At 58.5% G+C, this 24,562-nt stretch carries 24 protein-coding genes; 8 read left to right on the top strand and 16 right to left on the bottom strand.

The features are described 5' to 3' along the window. Positions 1-1,542 (top strand): serine/threonine-protein kinase, encoded by a 1,542-nt coding sequence (locus SCM96_05965; GenBank protein MDW7760166.1) that lies wholly within the window; start codon positions 1-3, stop codon positions 1,540-1,542. 44 nt (positions 1,543-1,586) lie between these two features. Here the strand turns inward: SCM96_05965 and SCM96_05960 are convergent, their stop codons facing one another. The 3 genes from SCM96_05960 to SCM96_05950 are packed head-to-tail and all read right to left on the bottom strand — an operon-like array spanning position 1,587 to position 7,144. Next, positions 1,587-4,664, bottom strand: coding sequence for an efflux RND transporter permease subunit (locus SCM96_05960; GenBank protein MDW7760165.1), 3,078 nt, complete (start codon positions 4,662-4,664; stop codon positions 1,587-1,589). Then, positions 4,661-5,779 carry an efflux RND transporter periplasmic adaptor subunit gene (locus SCM96_05955; protein ID MDW7760164.1) on the bottom strand — a complete coding sequence of 373 codons (1,119 nt, stop codon included), beginning with the start codon at positions 5,777-5,779 and terminating at the stop codon, positions 4,661-4,663. Before SCM96_05955 ends, SCM96_05960 begins: the two co-directional genes overlap by 4 nt. Before the next feature lie 12 nt (positions 5,780-5,791). Further along, entirely contained in the window at positions 5,792-7,144 is a 1,353-nt protein-coding gene (locus SCM96_05950; protein MDW7760163.1) for a TolC family protein, read from the bottom strand. Positions 7,145-7,227: 83 nt separating this feature from the next. On the opposite strand from SCM96_05950, the gene SCM96_05945 reads away from it, so the two are divergent. Beyond that, positions 7,228-7,905, top strand: a complete 678-nt coding sequence (locus tag SCM96_05945; protein ID MDW7760162.1) for a hypothetical protein — start codon at positions 7,228-7,230, stop codon at positions 7,903-7,905. A 1,004-nt stretch (positions 7,906-8,909) separates the two neighbouring features. On the opposite strand, the gene xerD is transcribed toward SCM96_05945, so the two are convergent. The 3 genes from xerD to SCM96_05930 are packed head-to-tail and all read right to left on the bottom strand — an operon-like array spanning position 8,910 to position 11,281. Then, the gene (gene xerD / locus SCM96_05940) at positions 8,910-9,812 is read right to left on the bottom strand and encodes a site-specific tyrosine recombinase XerD (protein MDW7760161.1); all 903 of its coding nucleotides are present in this window, start codon (positions 9,810-9,812) and stop codon (positions 8,910-8,912) included. Further along, complete coding sequence (locus tag SCM96_05935) at positions 9,809-10,429, bottom strand: MBL fold metallo-hydrolase (protein MDW7760160.1); 621 nt, start codon at positions 10,427-10,429, stop codon at positions 9,809-9,811. Before SCM96_05935 ends, xerD begins: the two co-directional genes overlap by 4 nt. A 15-nt stretch (positions 10,430-10,444) precedes the next feature. Next, the gene (locus SCM96_05930) at positions 10,445-11,281 is read right to left on the bottom strand and encodes a methyltransferase domain-containing protein (GenBank protein MDW7760159.1); all 837 of its coding nucleotides are present in this window, start codon (positions 11,279-11,281) and stop codon (positions 10,445-10,447) included. An 85-nt stretch (positions 11,282-11,366) separates the two neighbouring features. Here SCM96_05930 and SCM96_05925 point away from each other — a divergent pair, with 85 nt between their 5' ends. Next, a complete protein-coding gene (locus SCM96_05925; protein ID MDW7760158.1) occupies positions 11,367-11,765 on the top strand; it encodes a hypothetical protein in 399 nt (132 codons plus the stop codon). A gap of 1 nt (position 11,766) precedes the next feature. Then, positions 11,767-12,336 carry an AmmeMemoRadiSam system protein A gene (amrA, locus tag SCM96_05920; GenBank protein ID MDW7760157.1) on the top strand — a complete coding sequence of 190 codons (570 nt, stop codon included), beginning with the start codon at positions 11,767-11,769 and terminating at the stop codon, positions 12,334-12,336. 20 nt (positions 12,337-12,356) lie between these two features. On the opposite strand, the gene SCM96_05915 is transcribed toward amrA, so the two are convergent. From SCM96_05915 to SCM96_05905, 3 genes are read right to left on the bottom strand one after another with little or no spacing between them, the layout of a single operon-like run. Next, complete coding sequence (locus SCM96_05915) at positions 12,357-13,148, bottom strand: hypothetical protein (protein MDW7760156.1); 792 nt, start codon at positions 13,146-13,148, stop codon at positions 12,357-12,359. 22 nt (positions 13,149-13,170) lie between these two features. Further along, on the bottom strand, positions 13,171-13,848 hold the full coding sequence (locus tag SCM96_05910; GenBank protein MDW7760155.1) for a lysophospholipid acyltransferase family protein: 678 nt from the start codon (positions 13,846-13,848) through the stop codon (positions 13,171-13,173). A 48-nt stretch (positions 13,849-13,896) separates the two neighbouring features. Beyond that, positions 13,897-15,312, bottom strand: coding sequence for a sodium:solute symporter family protein (locus SCM96_05905; protein ID MDW7760154.1), 1,416 nt, complete (start codon positions 15,310-15,312; stop codon positions 13,897-13,899). A gap of 139 nt (positions 15,313-15,451) precedes the next feature. Here SCM96_05905 and SCM96_05900 point away from each other — a divergent pair, with 139 nt between their 5' ends. From SCM96_05900 to SCM96_05885, 4 genes are read left to right on the top strand one after another with little or no spacing between them, the layout of a single operon-like run. Then, the gene (locus SCM96_05900; GenBank protein ID MDW7760153.1) at positions 15,452-16,159 is read left to right on the top strand and encodes an outer membrane lipoprotein carrier protein LolA; all 708 of its coding nucleotides are present in this window, start codon (positions 15,452-15,454) and stop codon (positions 16,157-16,159) included. A 23-nt stretch (positions 16,160-16,182) separates the two neighbouring features. Next, positions 16,183-16,740: a sigma-70 family RNA polymerase sigma factor gene (locus SCM96_05895; GenBank protein MDW7760152.1), complete on the top strand. Its 558-nt coding sequence runs from the start codon at positions 16,183-16,185 to the stop codon at positions 16,738-16,740. Next, positions 16,737-17,309, top strand: coding sequence for a zf-HC2 domain-containing protein (locus tag SCM96_05890; protein ID MDW7760151.1), 573 nt, complete (start codon positions 16,737-16,739; stop codon positions 17,307-17,309). The genes SCM96_05895 and SCM96_05890 overlap by 4 nt, the downstream gene beginning before the upstream one ends. 2 nt (positions 17,310-17,311) lie before the next feature. Beyond that, positions 17,312-18,259 (top strand): hypothetical protein, encoded by a 948-nt coding sequence (locus SCM96_05885; GenBank protein MDW7760150.1) that lies wholly within the window; start codon positions 17,312-17,314, stop codon positions 18,257-18,259. A 15-nt stretch (positions 18,260-18,274) separates the two neighbouring features. Here the strand turns inward: SCM96_05885 and frr are convergent, their stop codons facing one another. The 7 genes from frr to SCM96_05850 all read right to left on the bottom strand — a co-directional run bounded on the left by frr (position 18,275) and on the right by SCM96_05850 (position 24,534). Continuing rightward, a complete protein-coding gene (gene frr / locus SCM96_05880; GenBank protein MDW7760149.1) occupies positions 18,275-18,832 on the bottom strand; it encodes a ribosome recycling factor in 558 nt (185 codons plus the stop codon). Positions 18,833-18,856: 24 nt separating this feature from the next. Next, positions 18,857-19,579 (bottom strand): UMP kinase, encoded by a 723-nt coding sequence (pyrH, locus tag SCM96_05875; GenBank protein MDW7760148.1) that lies wholly within the window; start codon positions 19,577-19,579, stop codon positions 18,857-18,859. 33 nt (positions 19,580-19,612) lie between these two features. Continuing rightward, positions 19,613-20,209: a translation elongation factor Ts gene (gene tsf / locus SCM96_05870; GenBank protein MDW7760147.1), complete on the bottom strand. Its 597-nt coding sequence runs from the start codon at positions 20,207-20,209 to the stop codon at positions 19,613-19,615. 13 nt (positions 20,210-20,222) lie between these two features. Beyond that, positions 20,223-21,020 carry a 30S ribosomal protein S2 gene (gene rpsB, locus SCM96_05865; protein MDW7760146.1) on the bottom strand — a complete coding sequence of 266 codons (798 nt, stop codon included), beginning with the start codon at positions 21,018-21,020 and terminating at the stop codon, positions 20,223-20,225. A 14-nt stretch (positions 21,021-21,034) separates the two neighbouring features. Continuing rightward, positions 21,035-21,439 (bottom strand): 30S ribosomal protein S9, encoded by a 405-nt coding sequence (rpsI, locus tag SCM96_05860; protein MDW7760145.1) that lies wholly within the window; start codon positions 21,437-21,439, stop codon positions 21,035-21,037. Between the two features lie 8 nt (positions 21,440-21,447). Further along, positions 21,448-21,876 (bottom strand): 50S ribosomal protein L13, encoded by a 429-nt coding sequence (rplM, locus tag SCM96_05855; protein ID MDW7760144.1) that lies wholly within the window; start codon positions 21,874-21,876, stop codon positions 21,448-21,450. Positions 21,877-21,975: 99 nt separating this feature from the next. Continuing rightward, on the bottom strand, positions 21,976-24,534 hold the full coding sequence (locus SCM96_05850; protein MDW7760143.1) for an alpha-L-rhamnosidase C-terminal domain-containing protein: 2,559 nt from the start codon (positions 24,532-24,534) through the stop codon (positions 21,976-21,978). Positions 24,535-24,562: the final 28 nt, after the last annotated feature.

The raw sequence follows: 24,562 nt of genomic DNA, 5'->3' as shown, positions 1-24,562 counted from the left end.
ATGAAAGAATTCGACCGGCGTCTGACCGAAATCATCGAAGAAATCCGCAAAGAGTCCCGAAGGGTTCTCCGGCCGTCCGAGACATCCGTTGATGACGAACTCACCTCCCTGCTGTCCGGGTTTCCGCCGGAAAAAAGTGCCGTCCCCTCCGGAGCCCCCTCCCCGGAAGAATCGGCCGGTGAGGAGGAATTCCTGTCCAGGTTCGGCCGCTATTTTCTCCTGGAGAAACTCGGTTTCGGCAATATGGCCGAGACATTCAAAACCAGCCGCATGGATGACAGGGACGGAAAACGCCGCATTCTGAAAAGGATCCGGATCGAATCCCCAAATGAGGACTTGGCCCGGGTTTTCCTGGAAGACGTGAAACGGGTTTCCCGGCTTCACCATGACAATATCGTCGCCGTAACGGATTACGGCAAAATCAACGACTACGTTTACCTCGTCAAGGAATACGTCGACGGGATGGATCTCGAATCTCTCTCGGCCCGGCTCCGGGCTTTGAACCGCCGCCTCCCGTTTCCTTTTCTGGCCTATATCGGCATCCGGGTCTGCGACGCCCTGACTGCGGCCGGGGAGGTTCACGGCAACATCGTTCCCTCCAATCTTTTAATTTCCTTCTCCGGCAAGGTCAAGCTCACGGATTTCAGCTTATTCAGGACCGCCAAGACGTTATATGGCAAGATACCCGGACTGCTGAGGAAAAAAATCGCCTATCTCTCGCCCCAGCAGGCCCGTGGTGAAGAGATCGACTTTCGGGCCGATATTTATGCTCTGGGGGCCGTTCTTTACGAGATGGCCGGCGGCGATCCGGTTTTTCCCAGGGACAGCGGCCTTTCTCTTGTTGCCAAGATCCTTAATGGGCAGGTCATCCCTGTCTTCAGCACGGATTTCGAAGCCCCGGAGATTTTCAAGAACGGCATTCTGAAGGCCCTGCGTTACGATCCCAGCGAACGCCATGCCTCCCTGGATCATTTCCGGCAGGAATTGAAACGCCATTTGCTGGAAGAAGCCGGCGAGCCTTGGGACAAGACGGAGACGTCGCAGTTCTTGACGGCAGGTTTCGACGAAACCTCTCCGCCTGAAGCCGAAAGCGCAGCTCCGGTGCCGGCCGAGGTCGAGCCGGAACCCGCTCCTCCGCCCGAAGAGGCGGGTTTGGAGGTGCTGCCCACGCAACACCGGGTGGTCATCGGCATTCAAAACGCGCTCACCCAGAGAATCGTAAAAATGGCCTTCAATCGGGAGGACTTCGAGAGCGAGATCGTCGCCGACGGACGGGACGTGCTGGAAGCCGCCCTGAGGACGAAGGCGGATGCCGTCATCCTCGAAATCGATCTGCCGAACATCAACGGCTACGATCTCTGCGACGTCATCAAGCGAAGCTCCGACCTCAAAGAAACCAAGGTCGTTCTGATCCGCAAGGAATTCGAAAAAGTCGACGACCGCCGTCTCAATCTCCTCAATTACGATCTTCTCGTCCAGATGCCCGTCAAGTCCGTGGATCTCGCAGAAAAAACGCGCCAGCTGTTGATTCCGCCCGTCTGAACGGAGTCGCGTCCTTCCCGGCGCCGCCGCGGCGGCATGCCGATTCACTTGAACTTGACGCGGTTGACGAGGCTGTAGACGCCGGGGATGATAAACAAGGTCAGGAACGTCGTGGCCATCAACCCCCCCACGACGGTGACGGCCATCGGGGCCCGAAACTCCGATCCCGCCGACGTGGACAGGGCCATGGGCAACATCCCCAGGATGGTTGTCAGAGCCGTGAGCAGGACCGGACGCAGACGCGTCGCCGCGCCCTGCAGAATCGCCTCGCGGGCCTCCACACCCCGCCGAATGAGCTGATTGATGTAGTCGATCATGACAATGCCGTTGTTGACGGCAATGCCCGACAGGACGATGAAACCGATCAGAACGGGCAGGCTGATGGCCCGGCCGGCCAGAAACAATCCCAGAACGACGCCGACCAAACTGAGGGGAATGGTGAACATGATGATGAACGGATGGCGAAGGGATTCGAACTGGGAGGCCATGACCATGTACACGAGAAGCGCGGCCAGGGCAAAGGCGCCGATCATGATGACAAAGGCTTCCTGCATCTGCTCGTAAGCGCCGGCATACTCGATGAAATACCCGGGCGGAAGCCGGCGTTCCATGGGACCGAGCCTTTTTTTGATCTCCCCGACGACGCTTCCCAGGTCCCGGCCGACGATGTTGGCCGTGACGGAAACGCGGCGGGCCTGGTTATCCCGCGTGATCTGAATCGGACCTGCGCCGGATTCGATCTCCGCCACCTGGTCCAGAAGAACCATCCGGCCGGCCGGATTGAGCAGAGGCAGCGTTCTCAACTCGTCCATCGAGTTCCGGAACCTTTCCTGGAGGCGGACGCGGACATCGACTTCCTCGCTTCCATCTCGATAGCGCGTGGCCACACGGCCCTGGGTCGCCGTCTGCACGGCGCCGGAAATCTGGAAAACGGACAGGCCCATCCGGTAGGCCTTCTCGCGGTCGACGCGGATATGGTATTCCGGCTTGCCCTCGGCCAGGGTGTGGGTCAGGTCGCGCAAACCCTCGACATCCCGAATGCTGGCCGTAACGCCGTCGGCGACTTCCTTCAGCATGTCGAGGTCTCGGCCGAAGATCTTGATCTCGACGGGAGATGTGGTCCCCGAGAAGGACTGGCTGATATCGATGGACTCGTATTTGACGTCCCGCAGTTTCGGCAGGTCGGCCCGAATCCTTTCCAGGATCTCCTTGTCCGTGACATCGCGCTCATCCTGAGAATCGAGACCCACCCAGAGGATGGCCTCATGCGTGCCCGAGTTGGCCATGGGCGAGGCCGCATCCGAGGCGTCCTGCTCGGCCTGAGACCCGACCTGGGCGGCGACGATCTTCACGTGGGGTTCGCGAGCCAGGCGGTCCTCGATCACGGCCACGACGCGGTCGGTCTCTTCAAGAGACGTCCCAACCGGCATTTTCACCTTCATCAGGATCATGTCTCTGTCCGATTCGGGCATGAACTCCGTTCCCATAAACGGGATGAGGGCCAGAGACAGGATAAAAACCGCCAGGGTTCCCCACAGGACCAGGCGGCGCCGGCGCAGAACCGTCTCGAGAAGGCGTCGGTAGGCATCGCGGAAACGGACAAACCGCCCGGTTTCCCGGCCTCTCCCCATGATTTTCGTTCCGTGTCGCGAGCCGAAGAGGATCGAGGAAAACAGGGGGACGAGGGTCAAGGCGACAAAAAGAGATGAAATCAGAGAGAAGGCAACGGCCAGAGCCAAGCCCTGGGTCATTTTTCCCGTGATGCCCGAGGCGAAGACCATCGGGAAGAACACGGCGATCGTCGTCAGGGTGGAGGCCGTGATGGCCATGCCGACCTCGGAGGCTCCGCCGCTCGCCGCGGCATCGGCTTCCTTGCCTTCCTCGATATGTCGGAAAATATTTTCGATCACGACGATGGCGTTGTCGACCAGCATTCCCACGCCGAGGGCCAGACCGCCCAGCGTCAGAAGGTTCAACGTGTATCCGGCAAGATAAAAGGCGATGAATGTGGTGATGACGGACAGCGGGATGGCCAGAGCGACGATCAGTGTCGGCCGCCAGTTGCGGAGAAAAAGAAAGATCAGGCCGATGGCGAAGATTCCTCCGAGCAGTGCGTTCTGCGTCGTTCCCCGGGTTACGCTTTGGATCATTTCCGACTGGTCCATGGCGACATGGAACTCGACATCGGCCGGGAGAGTGGTCCGGATCTTGTCCAGTTCTTTTTTCACGGATCGGCCGGCAATGGCCGTGTTGGCCCCGGACCGCTTATTGATGATGAGATACACGCCTTTTTGGCGCTGGATCCGGCCTTCCGATCGGGTTTCCTTCAGCGTGTCCCGGACGTCCGCAATGTCGCCGACGGTGATGGGAATCCCCTGGGGCGTCGCTCCGACGGCCGTCCGGCGAATGTCGTCCAGCGTCTTGAATTCACCGAGAGTCCGGACGAGGATGTCGGAGTGTCTCTCGACAAGGCTTCCGGCCGGCAGATTGATGTTTTCCGCAGCCAGCGCCCCCAGGACCCGGTCAAGAGACAATCCCATGACCTCAAGGGCGGATTTATCGACAGCCACCAGGATCTCGCGTTCATCGGTGGCCCAAACCTGGGCGGCCGCAACTCCGTCCAGCCGTTCCAACCGGGGAACGATCTCGTCCTCGATGAGTTTCTTCAATTCTCTGATCGGCATGTCCGCAGTGATGCCGTAGAAGATGATGGGCATTTGCCCGAGGTTGAATTTGAAGACCAGGGGATCGGCTGCCGCTTCCGGAAGGAACTGCTTGTAAAGCCCGATCTGGTCCCGGATGTCCTGGGCTGCGAAATCAAGGTTCGTTCCCCATTCGAATTCCACCATGATGGCGGACACCCCTTCGGACGTCATCGAACTGACTTTCTTGACGCGGTTGACCGAACTCACCACCTGCTCGAGGGGCTTGGTCAGGGTATTCTCGATATCCTCCGACGAGGCGCCCTGATAGGTCGTCACAACCGAAACCGTCGGAAACTCGAGGTCGGGAAAGAAATCCAGGCCAAGCCGGGAAAAGGAGATCATCCCGATGACGACCAGAATCATGGCCATCATCGTGGCCGTGACTTTTTTGGAAACGGCGAATTCCGGGAGTTTCATGACCTCCCCTCCTCAAACACGACCGGCGTTCCCTCCTCCAGACCGAAATTGCCTTCCACGATGACCCACTCCCCTTCGACGAGGCCGGAAAGGATCTCGACGCGGTGGGAATTCTCGAGTCCCAGAGAAACGGTTCGCTTCACCGCCCGGCCGTTCTCAATCACGAAGACATAGGCATTATCCACGACGGCTCTCTGGGGCACCACCAGGGCGTTCTCATGCGTGGTGACTTCAAAAAAGACCTCGCCGAAGGTTCCCGGGCGAACGACCAAGCCGGGATTGTTGACCGTGACCTCGACGCGGAACTTCTTCGTCATCGGATCCGCAGCCATGTTGACAACCGAGATTTCTCCCGGTAAAGATGTGCCCGGCGCGAAGCTCACCGTCAGAGAGGCCGCCTGGCCTCTGCGGAGCCTCACGACGTCGGTCTGCATGACATCGACAACGATTTTGACCTGAGAAAAGTCCACGATCGTCAGCACGCCCGATGCCGCCCCGTATCCTCCCATCATCGGATTGATGACATCACCGACATCGGCGTTTTTGGAAGCCACGATGCCGTCAAAGGGCGCACGCATAATGGAGATATCGAGGGCATGACGGGCCAGGCTGAGGGCGGCCTGGGCCTGACGTCTCTGAGCCTCCGCCGCCTCATAGGCCAGATGGACTTTTTCGTGCTGTTGATCGGAAACGGCATTTTCCTTGAGCAGGCGGTCCATCCTTTCCTTGTTTTTCAAAGCGTCGTTGAATCCGGCTTCGGCGACGGCCGTTCCGGCCTCCGCCTGTTTGAGCTGGAGCCGGAGGGCTTCGGTTTCGAGCTCGGCCAGGATTTGACCCCGCGAGACCCTGTCGCCCTCCTGAACATGGATCCGCGCGATTTTTCCGCCCACATCGGGGGTGATGGTGATGCTTTTCCGTGCTTCAACGGTTCCCGTGTATTTCAGCCGCTCGGAGATCGTGTCGCGGGCCGCCCGAACGGCCTTGACGGGCGCCGACGCCAAAAACTCCTCCCGATCCTCAGGGCGATCAGCTCCCTTTCGGCAGGCGCCGGCCGCAATCAGAAGACAGAGTCCTGCGGCGGCGGCGAACATTCCGGACTTGCTATGCGATGTCATGGGGATCCTCCATTATTTCCGGGGCTTCTCTTCGCGCCCGGCGCCCACGGCCTTTTCCAATTGTGCCAGGGAAACGGCACAGTCATAGAGGGCCTGGGATCGATGGGTCAGAGATTGGCTCAAAGCCACTTGGGCCGTGCTCACATCAAGGCTTGTGGCCAAGCCTTCGGAATAATTCAGTTCCGCGATCCGGACGGCTTCTCGGGCCTGCTCGACGTTCATTTCCTGGGAAAGAAGAGTTTCTTTCGCCTGGGAGTAATTCGACAGCGCCTGCCGCACTTCGAACCGAACCAAATCGGACAGTCCTTTGCGCAGGTGTTCAAGCTCACGGAGCATGGCTCGGGAACGGCCGACTTCGGCATGCGAGGACAAGCCGTTGAAAAGGGGGATATTCACCACCAGATTGATGGAATAGAAATTCTGCCAGGTCTTTTTGGAAAAGTCGAATCGGTCGGCCCAGATGTTGTAGGCTCCTCCGAGAGCCAACGTCGGGAGGCGGGAGGCCCGGGCGGTCTTCACCATCTCCCCGGCCATGCGATGCTGATAAGCGAGGCGCTGGATTTCCGGGCGACGGGACAGCGCTTCGGCAACGGCGGCCTCGGCGTCCCTATCGAGTTCCGCAAAGGTCAGATTTCCGCTGAATTCGACGTCCCGGTCCAGATCGAGGCCGATGACCGTTTTCAAGCCGAGATCGGCGATCTGCAGGCTGTTGCGGGCCCGGATGACCTGGGGCTTGAGATTGGAAGCCTGAACCTCGGCTCTCAACAGGTCGAACCGCGAAGCCATGCCCACCTCATGAAGCGCCCGGACATTGGCCAGGTGTTTTTCAGCCAGGGCCAGGGCCTCTCCGGCCACCGCTTCAAAATCGCGGGCCAGGAGATAACCGTAGAAAGCCTGTTTGACTCGAAAAAGGGTTTCGTGACGGGACTCCCTGACGGTTTCCCTGGCGGCATCAAGACCGAAAGAGGCGGCCTTGTAGCCGGAGACCACCCGTCCCCCGGCAAACAGGGGAAGGGAAAAATTCACATTGAACTGGTAATCCTTGGTGAAGCGGACCTGGACTCTTTGCGGAGGTTCTCCCGGAATGAATGACGGGAACTCCAGAGTGAAAAGCTTTTCGTCGAGGATATGCGTCCCTTGGGCGTTCAAGGATGGAAAAAACCGGGCGGCCGCTTCCCGGACCTGCATTTCGGCGGCGGTTTCTCTTTCGAGGACGGCCAGGTGTTGGGGATTCCGCAACAGGGCCAGATCCAGACAGGTATCGAGTGTCAGAACGGCTTTTTCCGGGGCGGCAACAGTCGATCCGGCGGCCGCAAGAAAAACGGCGAACCCGGCCATCAGGCCGACGGCATGGATTCTTCTCATCGTTTTGCTCCTTGATCATATCGAGAAACGGCGCTTTTCTCTTCTCCGTTGTCAATCGCCTCGGGTGAGGATAAAATAGATATATGATACGTAAAACGGCCTTGAAAGTTTCCGCCTCGGCGGCGGCGATTCTGGCGGTCCTCTCCCCGAATTTCATTTCGGCATCCGGCGGCCGTTGGAAGATCGACATTCAGGTTGAGATGCAAGGCCGGTATACCGTTCGATTGGGTCCGGCCGCCGTCCACGGCGATTTTTCCGGGGTTCTGTCCTGGAGCGGCTTTCTCGAGGACGATGACGGCGATTTTCTTCTCATCCATGCGCAATCCGAGGTTCTGGATTGGACCATCCGGGAACAGGCATCAGAAAATCCCACGCCGTCCTATCTAACGGAAAACGACATTCCGGAAAGACCCGCTCTGAACATCAGCTATATTCTCCGGGATCGCGACATTGTCGACATTCGCCTGTCCGTCCACGGATTCGAGGTCCCTCTCCATGCCGCGGACGTGTCCTTCGCGCTCCCGCTGCCGTCATCCCGCGCGGATTCCAACCGGTTGCCCAAAGCCGCCTATGACGCAGCGATTGTCGAGGGTTCGAACCGGATCTTTCTGCGGAACAGAGACTTGAAAGCTCCCGACAAAAAGAAATCCTTCGCCTGGACATGGCAGAGGCATGACTGGCTGCCCCTGCGGGATCGCACCGTGGAGTTCTTTTCCCGGCACGAAGCCGAGGTGACCGTCACCATCGCTCATCTTCGCTGAAGCCTGCATTTTCACGCACAGCCCCGGAGCATGATTCATTCATCATGATTCCGGATTCCTTCAGTAGGAGGGGCTGTGCGCGAGTCGAGATTGCCGTACATGCTTCGTCGGCTTCCGTATGGGGCCGTTCGAAAACGGCCTGGCTTCCGCTCGGGTTTTTAACGCCGTTCCCTCACCGTTCCGTTCGGCGCCTGCGGAACTCGCACGGCGGATTGTTACTCTGCGGAACGTTCCTCACATTCCGAGCCTACCCCCAAGATTGTTCAAGCTCAGACATCCTCGGCGCCCAAAATCCGGGTTTCCGTCCGGAACGGCGAGGGAAGGCTAAACCCGCCCATGGTCGCTGCAGCCGTTCCCGACCGGCCCCGCGGATGCCTCCTCGCAAGAAACATAAAGGTGCAACGATGTCGGAATGGTGAGATCGGCTCGCCCTGAGGGTGAAAATGCCCGATTGGAAAAAGAGCAAATTCGGGCATTTTCACGCACAGCCCCGGAGCATGATTCATTCACGAGTCGAGACGGTTGTAGATGCAAGGCGCGGAGGGTGAAGCTGTACTCTTAGGTACTGCGAACCCTGCGCAACGCAGCAGATACGGCCGGATCGCCTCGCCCGGAGGGTCATAATGCCGGATTCCTTCAGTAGGAGGGGCTGTGCGCGAGTCGAGATTGCCGTTTCGGCGAGGAAGCAGCTTGTGAAGGCGTAGTTCAGCTACGTCGAACAGGCTGCAACGATGTCGGAATGGTGAGATCGGCTCGCCCTGAGGGTGAAAATGCCCGATTGGAAAAAGAGCAAATTCGGGCATTTTCACGCACAGCCCCGGAGCATGATTCATTCACGAGTCGAGACGGTTGTAGATGCAAGGCGCGGAGGGTGAAGCTGTACTCTTAGGTACTGCGAACCCTGCGCAACGCAGCAGATACGGCCGGATCGCCTCGCCCGGAGGGTCATAATGCCGGATAATAGAAAAAGAAAGCCAGTCCGGCATTATGATGAATGGATCATGCTAGGCGCGGGGGTGGAACTTGTTGTAGATAACCCGCAACCTCTCCCTCGAAACATGCGTATAAATTTGAGTCGTCGTGATCTGGCTGTGCCCCAGCATGATCTGGACGGATCGCAAGTCGGCTCCTCTTTCCAGAAGATGGGTGGCGAAGGAATGCCTGAGGACATGCGGACTGGTTTTGTCCGGAAGTCCGGATTCCCGGGCGTAGCGCCGGAAGATCTTCCAGACGCCCTGCCGCGTGAACGCCCGGCCGCGGCGCGTGAGAAACAGGACATCCGTCGATCGCTTTTCCAGAAGCGGACGCGCCTCCAGGATATAGCGATCCACGGCGGTTCGGGCGGAGGCCCCGACCGGGACAATGCGCTCTTTCCCCCCTTTTCCCCGGCAGATGAGGAATCCTTCCCGGAGATTGATGTCGCCCATTTTCAGCGAGACAAGTTCTGAAACCCGCAATCCTGAGGCATAGAGGGTTTCCAGCATGGCCCGGTCGCGGATCGACAGCGGATCCGTTCCGTCCGCCTTGGAAATCAGGGACTCGACATCGCGAAAGGACAGAACTTTGGGCAACGGCATCCAGGCCGCGGGCGTTTCCAGAGAAGCCGCCGGATTTTCCGAAATGCGGCCTTCCATTAATCCGTACTTATAGAAAGCCCGGACGGCCGAAACCTGGCGGGCCAGTGACCGGGCCGACGCTCCGGCGCGGCTCCGGCTGCGGACAAATCGAGCCAGAAGCTCTTCGGTCGCCCCGATCCATGGTGTTTTTTCGCGGCTGAGAAAAACCAGGAGTTGCTCAATATCCCGGCCGTAGGCCAGAAGGGTGTTTCGGGACAGACCTCTTTCGACGGCCAGGTAATCCAGAAATTCGGAGAGAACGCTCCCGGCGGAGGAGGATCCGCGCATCATAGAAGGAAGGGGTTCGATTCCCGCTCTTCGACCACCGTGGTCTTGGGACCGTGACCGGGCAGGACAACCGTGTCATCCGGCAGGGTGAATATTTTTTCCCGGATGGACGATTCCAGAACCCTCTGGGATCCCCCGGGGAGATCGGTCCGGCCGACGCCGCCGGAAAACAGGGTGTCTCCGGAAAATAAAATTCCGTCACCCAGGAAACTCACGCTCCCCGGCGAATGCCCCGGGGTATGGATGACGCGGAGCTTTTTGCGCCCGACTTCAATCGTGTCTCCGGCCTCAAGAAATCGATCGGGAGCCGGGGAGGGCCGGGCGGACAGAATCAGGCCCAACTCCATGCCGGGGCCGGCTTCGAAGATGAGGAGATCGGCGGAATGGAGCCCCAGAGGGATGCCATACTTCTCCTTGATATCGGCATTGGCGCCGATATGATCCACATGGCCGTGCGTGTTGAGCATCACAACGGGCTTCAAATCCATGGAGGACAGCGCAAACAAGATCTTTTCGGGTTCGGCTCCGGGATCGATGACGGCACATTCCCGGGTTTCATCACAAAACATCAGGTAGCAATTTGTTTCGAGCGCTCCGACAACGACGGTTTCATAATTCATGGTTGGCCCCGGCCATTATGATAATCTTCCCTCCGCCGGGCTGTCAAGGCCGGCCGGATCCGTCTTTCTTGCCCGGACAACCAGGGCATTCCCTTTGTGAAAAAAGAGAAGATGATCCATCCGGCAAAACAGCCAGAGGAAAGGATAGGCCGCGGCATAGGCCCGGAGATTCCCGGCTTGCGCGGCATATTCCTCTTTCGTGGACGGCTTGATGCGGCCGTCGCGGCGTCCGGCCGCCGGCGCCTTTGAAAAAAACCGGATGTAGACAAAATTCAGAAGAAGTTCAAAAAATTCGGAAAAAAACTTGGAGTAGGATGTCCGATGGAAAGGCCGCAGTCCGGCCCGAAGAAGCTTTTGATCGAGCTCCTCGGGAACATATCCTTCCCTCTTGTGGCCGAAATAATCCAGGGTCAAACCCAAAGCCGCTCTCAATTTGTGGATGAGAACGTATTTCCCCGTGCGCGGCGTGATCAGAATCAATTCTCCCCCCGGATTGAGAACACGGGCGATTTCGGCCAGGCAGGCCTCGTCATTTTCGACGTGTTCCAGATAATCCAGACAGGCCGCTTCATCAAAACACTCCGTCCGGAAAGGCAGGACATCCGGAGGCATCTGAACGAGGTTATCACCGAGAAGGGGCAGGGATGTTTCGAGATTGACGAAATCCTGATCGGTGCTGACCCAGAACCCGCCCTTCCGGCGAAGGAAAAAACTCAATGTGCCCTGGGCGCACCCCAGATCGAGCGCGGTGCGGCCGGGATTCTCAGACAGGATCCGGTCCAGGATCCGGATTTTTTCCTTTTTTTTCAGCGATTTTTTCAGAACTTTGAGCTGCCAGGGCGTTTCCGTCATTCTCCGGATTATAGGAGGTCCCTTTTAAAAAGACAAGGAGTGCGATCGGGTTGTCGGGCCCGGCGGGTTGGATTATAATACGGTCATGGATGCTTGGCTGGCGCCGGAAGCCGCCCACCACCTCAAAGCTCTCGCCCTGACCTCAGGCGGTCGGAAGATGAAAGGCTATCTCATCGGACATATCCGGGGGGGACGGCGGATTGTCGAGAGCATTCTTCCGGCCGGATCGTCTTCAGCCGGGCTCTTGTCCCGGCTTCAAGATATTGAGACGGTTTTTGACGGCCGCATCCTGGGGTTCTTCCTGTTCAACCCCGCCGATAAGGATAAAAAACGCTTTCTGGCCCCGGCCTGCACCGAACGACTCGTTCTGGAAATTCGATCCGGCTCGCGCACCCGGCGTCCCATCCGGGCTTTCAACGTGGAGTTCACGGGACGTTTCCGCCTGACCGCCATCCCGTTGGCCGGACCCCCGGCGGATTTCTGACATGACCGATATCCTGAAACCCGGAGACGACGTTCATTTGCTCAGTCTGGCCCGCCGGGCCATCAAGCATTACCTTGAGACGGGCGAAATGCTCGACGAATCCCCTCTCCGCCCGGACCTCGGGGCGGCTCGGGGAGTTTTCGTCAGCTTGAAGACGGCGGGCAAGCTTCGCGGATGCATCGGCTATCCCCTGCCCGTCAAGCCTTTGAACGAGGCCGTGGTTGAAATGGCCGTCGCGGCCGCCAGCCGGGACGGCCGCTTCGCACCTCTGACGCCGGATGAGCTTTCCAATACGACGATAGAAATCTCCGTTCTCAGCCCGCCCTGCGCCGTCCACTCATCGGACGACGTCGAGCCGGGGCGCCACGGCATCATCATTTCCCGAGGAGGGGCCAAAGGTCTTCTTCTTCCTCAAGTCGCCGAGGAGCACGGCTGGGACCGCGAGACCTTCCTCCGTCACGGTTGCCTCAAAGCCGGATTGCCGCCGGATGCCTGGACCCGGGACGCCCGGATCGAAGTCTTCACCGCCCGGGTTTTTTCGGAGACTTCCGTGGAACCGGGTGGATCCTGAAACAACGCCGATCGTCGGGGTTACTTGATTTTTCTGGAGACATCGGCGAGCTCGGCCGCGGCCTCCTTCTTCACCATGTCGTCTTTTGATGTGATCTTGGGAAGATCAAGAGCCTGCTGAAAAGATCCGGCCGCCAGAGCATATTTGCCCAACGCCGCAAAAGTCCGTCCCAGCTCCAGATGATGAATGGGGAGTTCGGGATGCAGCTCAACGGCTTTTTTCAGGTATTGCTCGGACTCTTCCATCGATCCCCGGGGAATCGATCCGTAAAGAATGCTGCCCAGGGCGCGCTTGGCGCCGCCGATTTCGGCCATTCGTCTGTGCCAGCGGCCGAGAGCGTGCCAGGCCAGGTCATTTTCGGGATCGAGTTCGAGAGCCTTGTCGACAATGCCCTTGATTTCCCTGGACGCGTTGATCTGCTCTTTTTTGCCGAGCAGGAGGACCCGCTTCCCCATGGCCGAAGACAGGTAGAAATGCCCCCAGGTATCGCCGGGGTCGGCTTGGACGGCTTTCCGGGCGAAAGCTTCGGCTTCAGTGAAATATTTCGTCTGCATCGCGGGTGTATCCTTGGCTTTGGGATCCAAAACATCGGCGATATCGATCGACGCTCGGGCCGCTTTCCATAATGCCTCATAATTGTCCGGATCGGCTTCCAGGGCCAATCGGTAGTTTTCAAGGGCCCGGACATCGTCGAACCGGGCATAAAATTCGTCGCCCATACGGAGATGTTCCGCGGCATCCTGGCCGGCGCAGATTCCCGCCGCCAAAACCATCATCGCCAGTCCACCCACAATTCCCTTTCCGATTCTCATTTTTCCCTCCCGATTCATGAGGTTAGCTTGCGCTCCGCGACTTCGGCGATGCGCATATCCGATCGGCCTCGGCTTCCAGCCGAAGCATCTCGTTTTCGACGATCAGCCGTTTGTCCTCCAGATCCCGGCCCCGCAGTCCGGGCGCCACTTCGACGGGCCGCCCCAGAATGACGGCGACCCGTGTGAACGGACGGGGAATCAGAAAGCGGTCCCAGCTCGTGAGATGTTTTCCACGGGCCGCCGCGAAGGCCACGGGAACGAGGGCCGCACCGGTTTCCGAAGCCAGCTTCAGGCAGCCGGCCTTCAGTTTCCTCTCAGGCCCCTTGGGTCCGTCGGGAACAATGATCAATTCCCCTCCCGCCTGAAGCTCCCGGGTCATGCCCTTCCAGGCATCGACCACCGAATGGGATCCGGATCCCCGCAGAACCTTGTATCCCCAACGGTGAAGAATACGGGCCAGGATTTCTCCGTCTCCGCTCGGACTGACAAGGGGCATGATGTTCCTTTTTCTGAAGAAATAGGGGGCCGGAAAAATGCGGCCGTGCCAGATAAGAAAGACCACCGGACGCCGGGCTTTCCTCAGATCCCGGTAATGATCCTCGCCCCGGACATGGAATCGCAGGGTCCAGGCCCACAAGCCGAGGATCGCCTTGCCGAAAATGCCGACGGCCTCGCCCCGAACTCCGATTCCTTTTGTCACGGCGCCCATGATATCCTAATCCGTCCTGCGAATAAAGCGCTTCCGGAATCAACGGATCTCCGGCGACCCGGCCGCTGATTTTCGGTCAAGCCCAAAACCGACGAAATAGCCGAGCAGGCTGAGTCCGACGCCCGCGGGAACGGAATGCGGCCATTCGGGAATGCCGATCTTCAAACCGAGCGCCTCACCCAGAACGCCGGCGACCGCATACCCGCCGCCCAGCAAAAGGGCGAAGAGACCGGCGCGCGGACGGCGTTGGGGGAAGAGAATCATGGCCGCGCCGGGGATGAAAAGTCCCTGGGCCATGACGGCCGAGGCCAAGCCCAATATTTTCAGAATATCCCGGAAAGCGAAGGCCGCGGCCATGGCGGCGCCGGCCACAATCAGTGTGGAGACCCGTCCGGCCATGACAACCTTTTTCGGCGCCGCTCCGGGATCAAGCACCTGATAGACATCCCGTGTCAGAGACAGGGCGCCGGCGTTGATCGCCGTGTCCATGGTGGACATCACCGCCGCCGCGACGGCCGCGAACACCACGGCCCGGAGAAGAGGTCCGGCGAATGTTCTTGCATAGGCGGCCAGAAGATTGTGATCCTGGAAGCCTTCAGGAAAAACGGCCCGGAAGTTCATGCCCGAGATCACGATGAATCCATAAAAGGCCAGAAGAAATATCGCGGCCAACAGGAGACCCTTCTTCGCGCCGCCCACACTTCGGGCCGCCTGAATTCTCTGCCAGACGATGGGAGAAATGATCCAGGCCAGAGTGAAAGAGAAAACCATGAGGATGTTTTTTTCCCATCCACTGAAAAAATCCAGGAAACCGTCCCGGCCCGCCCGGGCCGCGGCGGCCGCCGCCTCGTCCAACCTGGAAAATCCGCCCAAAGACGCAAAAATTCCCAGGATGCCCGTCGAGATCAGAATGAACTGAAGCCCGTCCGTGACCACAACGGAGAAAAAACCCCCGGCCGCCGCATAGACGATCACCAGTCCGGTCGCCAGAACAACGCCCGCGGCGTAGGGCCACTCCAGGAAAGACTTGAAAAACAGGCCGGCCGCGGCCATCTGGGACGCCGCCAAAAGCGCCATATACCCGATAATGAGGACGGCCGCGATATGACGGACCGTCCGTCCGTACCGGATTTCCAGGAGATCCGGCAGGCTGATGAACGGCAGAGACCGGATGGGCCGGGCCAGGACGAATCCGAAAACGGCCAGCGTCAGCAGGGCCGGCAGACCGATGATCCAGAATGCGCTGAGGCCGTCCGCATAGGCCGAATCCGCCGAAACGAGGACCGATGCGGCCCCGATCCAGGAGGCGCAAAGCGAGAGGGCGACAAGAAGGGAGGGCAGAGAACGGGACGCCAGAAAAAACGCCTCAAGATCATCCGCTTTGCGGACGGACAGCATTCCCGCGGCCAGCACGAGGACCGCGGACACCCCGAGAAGAAGGAGAACTTCGGTCATTGCGGATCATCCGGTGTCCCGCCAGAATATCAGATGGACCCATCTCTGACAAGAACCGGCGGCTTGCTTCAGGATTCACCCGAGCCCATAAAGCGGAAGCTGATCGAATGGACACGTCCTCCGTGTTATAATGGCGCTTATGATCGAAAGGTGGAAAATCCTCGCTGCGGCGGCTTTGGCCGGCCTGGTGTTTATAGGTCCCGGAGCGGCCGGAGAGACGCCCGAGGCGACCGCCCGGGCCGTCGAACAGAAGCTCCGGGCGGTGTCATCCATCCAGGCCGAATTCGAACAACTCCATTTTTCCATGAGCGTCTCCGTGCCCATGCGCGGAAAGGGGAGTTTTTATTTTCAGAAACCCGACCTCATGCGCTGGGAATACGAGGAGCCCGAAAAACAGGTGTTTCTCTATGCGGAGGGCGTCTTCCAATTCTATATCCCCGATGAAAACCGTCTGATCCGAAGCCGTGTCTCCCGGGAGAGATTCGAGTCGGAAATTCTGGCCCTTTTCACGGGAACACGGCGCCTCACCGAAACCTACCGCATTGAAGAGGCCGGCTTTCCCACCGAGAACCGGGGCGCGGACCAAATCATGCTGACGCCGCTCGAAGACGACGGGGAACTGGCTTATCTTCTGCTCGAAACCGATCGCAAAACCCGGAACATTCTCAAAGCCGTTCTATTCGACTGGGCCGGGACCAAGCAGGAATTCCGTTTCCGGCGCATCCGGACCAACCAACGCTTTCCCGAAGGGACCTTCATTCTTGACGTTCCCCCGGGAACCGAGATTCTCGAAGAAGACGACATCATCCGCAGCCCGGTTAAACCCTTTGCCGCGGAAACCGTATAACAACCCGAGGGCGGATGTCCTCCATGCATGATGACAAACTCGTTGTCCGGCGCGTACTCCAGGGAGAGAGGGAGGCCTTCGCCGCGATTGTGGAAAGATATCAGCAGCCGCTGCTCAATTACCTGGGACGCATGCTGGGAGAAAGGGAACAGTCTCTGGAATTCGCCCAGGACGTTTTTATGAAGGCTTACTCATCCCTGAACAGTTACCGCGAGGAATACAAGTTCAGCACCTGGTTGTTCCGCATCGCCTCCAACCACATGATCGATTTCTGGCGGAAAAAGAAAATCCCGGCCATATCCCTCGATCGGAGTCTCAACGAGGACGGGGCGACTCCCCAGGCTCCGGACCCGGGCCCTTCCGTCATCCGCGCCTACGAACTGGCCGAATTGAGAAAAAAAATCGAAAACGCCCTGCGCCGAATCCCGGAATCCCTCCGGGAGCTTTTCATCCTGAGACATGTCAATGAGTTTTCCTACGAGGACATTGCCGCCATCAAGAGCCTGCCCGTGGGAACGATCAAAAACAGAGTTTTTCAGGCCAAGGAAGCCGTCCGGACCCTTCTGGAGGGAGAAACATGAGACATCTTCAGCCGGAGCAAATCTACGCCTTTTTGGAGGGCGGACTGACCGGCGGAGAACGGCGGGACATCGAAACCCACACAGCGGAGTGTGCGGCCTGCCGAAAGGCTCTCGACGAACGGAAAACCCTCGAGGCGGCCTGGACGGCGCTGCCGCCCTTCGATGTGCCTTCGGATTTCGCCTCGACGGTCATGCGCCGGATCTCGACCCAGTCCCGGCCCAAACTCTGGTCATGGATCGTCGCCGGGCTTTCCGCTCTCGGCGCTCTTTCCGTGGTTGTCTTCGGGGCCCTGGGCCTCGTCGGAACGGTTCAGGTGTCCCTCGTCACCGGACTGAATCGGTCTCTGTTCGGCCTCTTCAGCCACGGCCTGGTTCTGGGCGTCAAAATCCTCAAGACCGCCGCGGCCGTTCTCAGCCTGACCGGTGACCTTGTCGCACATTTTCTCGCCGGCTTTTCAACTCTGGCCCTATCTTTCTCCGACGAAATCGCGGCCTTGGCCGCGCTGGCCCTGGTTCTCTCCGGGCTCCTGGCCTATGGACTTCGAAAACGATATCTTCCGGGAGAATAATCATGATCACCCGTCGCTTCGCGATCCCCTGTCTTTTCTTCTTGCTGTTCTCGTCCGGCGCCCTGTTCCTTCAAGGACAAACTCTGTCCGTCCAGAAAGACGTCCATGTCGCCCCGGATGAAACCCAGGAAAACGTTTTTGTGATCGGCGGTTCGGTCTTTATCGAAGGCGTCGTCCGGCAAAGCGTCGTCGCGGTGGGCGGGTCGATCGTCATTTCCGGCCGGGTCGGCGAAGACGTCGTCGGCATCGGATCCTCCGTCACCCTCAAAAGCACCGCGAGTGTCACCGGGGATGTCATCGCTCTCGGCGGCAGCCTGGATCGTGAACCCGGATCGCTGATTGCGGGAGATACGGTCTATTTCAGAACATCGGAATTCAGCCAAAAGGTGCTCAAGGACGGCTGGCTGAAAGGCGCTTTCTCCCTGTCCCTGTTCCCGTTTCTCATTGTCGTCAAGCTCATGTCCTTCATTCTCTGGGCCTTCGCCGCCCTGGCCGGCTCCGCTCTTTTTCCCCGTCAGATCGTCTTTGCGGCCGGGGGTATCCGGAAGTCCTTTTGGCCGGTCTTCGCCGTCGGCCTGGCCTCCATCGTCGTTTTCACCGCCCTGGTTCTTTTTTCGGCTCTCCTGAGCTTTTTGATCATCGGCATTCCCATCCTGCTGGCCCTGATCACGGCCGGGCTGGCCGTCAAGATCTTCGGACGGCTTGTCATTTTCTATTTTCTCGGTGAAAGCTTTTTCCGCGCGGTCGGCGCAAAAAAAATCAGCGTGGCCGCAGCCTCCCTGGCAGGTCTGGTTTTCGTCACTTTGGGCGGAATCATCCCGGTCATCGGATTTCTGCTGTCGTTCGTCCTGAGTGTCATCGGCTGGGGCATCGTCCTCCGGACGAAGTTCGGGACGACGGAAAACTGGTTTCAGAGAAAGCCCGCCGTCGACGGACTTTCGGAATCCTGAGGGAAGAGAGCCGCGTCAGCGGCCGAGAATGTCTTTTTCCTTGGCCTTGGCCATGTCCTCGGCCTGGCGGACAAGGTCGTCGAGCAACCCCTGGAGTTTCTCCAATCCGGAAAACTTTTCGTCCTCGGTGATGTCCTTGGCTTTTTCGAGTTCCTCGATAAAATCCTTGTTTTCCCGGCGCATGTTGCGCAGAGCGGTTTTTTCGTCTTCCAGCATGCGGCCGATCTTGCGGGCGATTTCCCGGCGGCGCTCTTCATCCAGGGGGGGAATGGGAACTTTGAGCGTTTTCCCGTCATTGATGGGGTTGAATCCGAGGTCGGCGCCCCGGATGGCTTTGTCGATGGCTTCCAAGATCGAAGGATCCCAGGGTTGGACGGAGATCAGCGTCGGATCGGGAACGCCGAGCGTCGCCACCTGATTGATGGGCATCAGGCTTCCGTAGGCCTGAACCTTGATATCCTCGAAAATGCCGATATTGGCCCGGCCGGTCCGGAGCTTGCTGAGTTCCCTGCGAAAGTGCTCCAGGGAAACCTTCATCTTTTTTTCGGCCTCTTTTAAAACATCTTTGACCATGTCCGTCCCTCCCGTCGGATGGATTCAGGAAGACACTTTCGTGCCGACGCTCAGGCCGAGAACGGCCTTGCGGATGTTTCCCTTGACATTCAAATTGAAGACGATGATGGGCATGTCGTTGTCACGGCACAGGGATATGGCCGTCATGTCCATCACCTTGAGACCTTTTTTGATGACATCGATGTACTTGATGGTCGAGAACTTGCGGGCCGAGGCATCCGTCATCGGATCGGCCGAGTAAACGCCGTCGACTTTGGTGGCCTTGAGAATGACCTGAGCCCGCATCTCAAGGGCCCGCAGCGCGGCGGCGGTGTCGGTCGTAAAATAAGGGCTGCCGATGCCCGCGGTGAAAATGAGGATCCGGTTCTTCTCCAGATGCCGGAGCGCCCGGCGGCGGACGAAGGGCTCGGCCATGGAACGGATTTCGACGGCCGAGATGTGGCGCGTGACGGCGCCCTCCCTCTCCAGGGCATCCTGCAAGGCGATGCCGTTCATAACCGTGGCCAGGAGGCCCATCTGGTCGGCGGAGGCCCGATCCATCCCGGCCCGGGTGCCGACCATGCCGCGGAAAATATTCCCGCCGCCGATCATGACGGCGATGCCGACACCCAGATCATGAACGTCCTTGATTTCGCGGGCGACGGCTTCCAGTTTTTCCGGATCGATGCCGTAAGCGCGGTTTCCCAGAAGGGCTTCGCCGGATATTTTCAGGAGGATGCGCTCATAAACGGGCTTCCGTTGCGGCATATCCGGTTCCCCTTTCCCCGGAGTCCGGCAGACTCAGGGCTGTCCGATTTCAAACCTGGCGAAACGACCGATCTTGATATTCTCCCCGATCCGGGCGACGGCGGCGGCAATGAGCTGCCGGACTTTCATTTTGTCGTCCCGGATATACGGCTGGTCCAGGAGGCAGACGTCCTCGTAATATTTCGAAAGCTTTCCCTGGACAATCTTGTCCATGATCTCGGGCGGCTTTTTGGTGTCCTGCATCTGGGCCCGGATGATCTCCCGCTCTTTTTCGAGAACATCGGCCGGCACATCATCGGGGGAGACGTATTTCGGCTTGGAAGCGGCGATCTGCATGGCGATGTTCTTGGCCAACTCCTGAAACTCCACATTGCGGGCCACAAAATCGGATTCGCAATTGAGTTCGACAAGAACGCCGATTTTTCCGTTCATATGAATATAGGACCCGACGATCCCTTCGGAAGCCGCGCGCCCGGCCTTGTCCTGAGCGCGGGCATACCCTTTTTTCCTCAGGATCTCGATGGCTTTTTCGGCATCTCCGCCGCTTTCCGCAAGAGCTTCCTTGCACTCCATGACGCCGATTCCCGTCCTGAGGCGAAGTTCCTTGACCTGTTCAGCGGATATATCCATGACCGTATCCTTTTCACTCCGGCTTTTCGGCCGGGAGTTCCATGTCGGGGACGAATCCCATGTCTTCCTGTCCCTCAACGGCGGCATCGTCCTGGGCCGCCTTTTCATCAAGGAGGTCCTTTTCCATCCGGTTCTTCCGGCCGTCGAGGATGGCTTCGGACACCTTGGAGGTGAACAGTTCGATGGCCCGGACCGCGTCATCGTTTCCGGGTATGGGATAATCGATTTCATCGGGATCGCCGTTGGTGTCGACCACCGCGACGATCGGAATGCCCATTTTCCGGGCCTCGCTGATGGCGATTCCTTCCTTGGACGAATCGATGATGAACAAGGCGCCCGGGGTTTCGGACATATTTTTGATGCCGCCCAGATTTTTGGACAGCTTCCTGAAGACCTTTTCCATCCGGGACTGTTCCTTTTTGGACAACAGGTCCCAACGCCCATCCTCGCGCATTTCCTCGAGCTCAACCAGACGATCGACGCTGCTGCGCACGACGTTGAAATTCGTCAGCAGTCCTCCCAGCCATCTCTGGTTGACATACCAGGATTCGCATTTCAAGGCATAGTCGCGGATAATATCCTGAGCCTGTTTTTTTGTGCCGACGAACAGAACGCCCCGGCCGGCTTCGGCCACGGAGCGGATGAACTGAAGGGCTTCCTTGAAGTTCTTGATGGTTTTCTGAAGGTCGACGATGTAGATGCCGTTTCTCTGCCCGAAGATGAATTCCTTCATCTTCGGATTCCATCGCCGGGTCTGGTGGCCGAAATGGACCCCCGCTTCGAGAAGTTCTTTCATTGTGACGGAAACCAACATGTCCTCCCTGTCTATCTCTTGTGGTACTGCGGGGACTTGCGGGCGCCGAGCAGACCGTACTTTTTGCGTTCCTTGATGCGGGCGTCCCGCGTCAACAGGCTGGCCGCCTTGAGGACCGGCTTGAGTTCCCTGTTGAACTCCACGAGCGCCCGGGCGATCCCCAGGCGAATGGCTTCGGCCTGGGCATGAGCGCCGCCGCCGCTGACCCGGAGGAAAAGATCGAACTTGTTTTCCATCTCGGTAATCATCAGGGGTTGCCGGATGATATATTTATAGGCATCCTGGCTGAAATAGTCACTGAAGGGGCGCGACCGCTGATTGACGAAAAGGGTGACATCCCCTTTTCCGGATCTGAGAAAGACCCGGGCGATGGACGTTTTCCTTTTTCCCGTTCCGTAGTATTGAATGAGACTCAATGTGCCTCCTAAAACCGGTATTCCCGGGGGTTTTGAGCTTCGTGCGGGTGGTGGGGACCGCTGTAGACCTTGAGCTTCTTGTAAACGGCTCGTCCGAGTTTGTTTTTGGGAATCATCCCCCAGACGGCCCGGCGGATGACCTCCTCGGGTTTTTTCTCCAGGAGATCTTTCAGGGTTTCCGTTTTCAAGCCTCCGGGGTAGAGAGAATGGGAATGATAGACCTTATCGTCGGTCTTCCGGCCCGTCACCCGGACTTTCTCGGCGTTGATGACGACGACGAAATCTCCGGAATCCATGTGAGGGACGAACCGGGGGTTCTTCTTGCCCCGAAGAATGACGGCGATTTCCGTGGCCAGCCGCCCGAGAACCTTGCCGTCGGCATCAAACAGCCACCACTGTCTTTCAATATCGCCCTTTTTCAAAGTATACGTCTTCATGCGTTCCAACCTTAATAAACAAAAATGGACTTAGAGATGCTTTAAAATACTAAATCCCGGAGAAATTGTCAACTTCCGGCCGGAATTCCCGGATCATGATCATCGGTTCCCATGGATCAGGCCCGTTCCGGGAGAGCTGTCGAAAAAAATTCCGCTGAGAACGGCGTTCGGCCCTCGGATCTGATTGATTCGTAATCGGAGGGATTTGGTATAGGAATAAACAAGATAGACACCGTTTTGGTAATGCGAAACGACGGCGAGAGGGCTGACGAGCTTTTTTGTTTGATAGTCGAAAGCTTCCACGGCCGACCGGCGGCCGGCGCCGTCCCAATCGATGAAATAGAGCGCGACCTGGAATTCCCTTTCGTGGGTCAGCCCGATATCCACGGTCATGGTCTGATAGGTCGCGATGGGATCTCCTGTGTGATAACAACCAACTTTGCGGGGGAATTCGTTGGACGGATCGGGTGCCGGCGCCCGAGGATCATATGTCTTGTCCGACCACTGAGCATGTCTGGTCTTTCCTTCGGTCACAAAGCTGACATAGGAAGGCAGATTTCTGACATCCATTCCGGTGCCGTGGTAGTTACAGAGAATATGGCCGTCCTTGCCGTAGACGCCGCCCCAATTGCCTTGAGTTGTGGAGTCCAAGCCGATCAATTTGGCCGGGAAGGAGATCGGGTTATTCACAGCGGCGGATGATCCGGTATAGGCGACGGAAAACTCGTACTGTCCGGGTTTCACGGAGTCGAAATAGACATAATCCCCGTCCTCTTCTCCTTCCCAAATCACCTCTCCATCAACCAGAATCGAGGTGATTTGCTTTCCCGCCTTGGGAATTCCGATCCTTCCTGTGGTACCGGGAGGCGACAGGATACGTCCTCTCCCCGTCGACAGATTGTAAGACACCCTGATTTCTCCATGAGGCGTCGATACGCGGCCCTCCAGGGCGGTCGCACCGGAACCCAAACGGGGGAGAATGGAATAGCGGGAAAAGCCGGGTTCGACAGGTTTGATCCCCAGAATTTCCTCGGTCAGCCACTTCGTGACCCCCGCCCCCCAGGGATGGGCCAGGCTGGTATATCCGCACTGGTTATTGGGAACGGGATCGTTTCGGCCGAGAACGGTGTTCCAATCCGGACGATAGACTTCGAAATACGTCGTGGCGCCCAGATCGATTTGTCCTCCCCAGTAAGCCCGGATCAGATCCAAGGCCTCATCATGCCGGTTCATTCGGGCCAGAGCCTGAATGACAAAGTACTGATTGAACGGCGAATAGGACATGTGATGGACCGGGCCCGTGAATTCCCGCTCGAAGATCTCCCGTTGCTCTTCGCTGTTGAGAAGCCCGGTGTTGACGGCATCGGCGCCGGCATGGAGCCCGAAATCCTCATGCCATCGCGGCCGGTTTCGGAATCCTTCCATCCGGTCCCGGGCCATCTCCTCATAATGACGGGCGAGGTCCGGCCGTCCGGCCTGGTCCATCGCCCAGGCGAACTCGAGGCAAGCCCGGATGAAAACCATGCGATAGGCTCTCCGGCTTTCCTCGGTGTTCGGATTCTCGAATCCCGCGCCCAGGCGTTCGTCCCAACCGAAAAACACCAGGTTCGGGAGATTGTCATAGATCGCCTGGGCCCGGTCGAGCTTGCCTTGAATATTCGGAATGAAACGGTTGATCGTCGCGTGATCGCCCGTGTATCTGTAATAATCGACGACACTGAGAATCCAGTAGAGCGAGTAACTCTCAATGCCGTTGTCGTCGTCGGCCGTTCTTTCGAGATTCATCTTCACAAAATCATAGTTGGCGAAGGCCGCCAGAGCTGCGGCCTGGGACGGATAGGCGTCTCCCGTCCAGGAATGCCGGTCTCCCCTGTCCATGAGAATGGCGCCGAACTGATCCTTCAGTTGATTGAGCTTGACGACATAGGCGCCCGTGTACCAGATCCGTGTCAACAAGGGATCGGCGCTCGAGAACCGGCCGTTGTAATTGGCGGGTTTGATCTGGCAGATAAGACGGATGCCGGTGATGGTCCAGGGCCGGCTGAAAGACCGGACATGAATCCAGCCGAAACGCACGCCCTCATAAAGCAGATTGTTGAGTTCCAGCCGGTAAACGTTCCCGTATTTTTCCGGTTTTCGCGTCTTGACCGGGTTCGGCGGCCCGAAATTCACGACGGCGGGTTCATTGTATTCGCTGATGCTCATTTCGACGTCGCCGGAGAGATCCGGGCTGTCCATTTCCAGCCAGGCGGCGCTGACGACGCCGAAGTCCAAACGGATCGAGCCCGTTCCGACGACGTCCACACGGGGGTTTTCGCCGGTCAGCGATTCCGCATTTCGAAACGATTGAGGCGGATCCGTCCGGACGGATGCGGGTTCAAGAAAATAGACCTGCAATCCGTCGGAAGCTGAGGTTTCCTCCCAGCGATAGGAGACCAGAGGATCGGGAGACTCGGGAACGGCGGGATCGGTGAAGTCGCCGCCGTGCAAATAGGGATACGGCTGGGCGATGGAGGCCAGGCCGAGCCGGGCCTGTCGCGGGCTTTCCTCCCAGGCCGTCTCTCCGGAAAACCCGGCCTGACGAACCGCGCAGAGAACGGCAACCGCAAGGCATAAGACGGCCCGGATTCGCCGGGGAAAATCGGGCCGCCGCGTCATTCAGAACACCGGGCCGCGAGACCGGCGG

Source organism: Acidobacteriota bacterium (assembly GCA_033549365.1).
GTDB lineage: Bacteria > Acidobacteriota > Aminicenantia > Aminicenantales > Saccharicenantaceae > JAWSUF01.
Note: the sequence above shows the minus strand (reverse complement) of the source record. Positions and strands in the feature narration are given on the sequence as shown.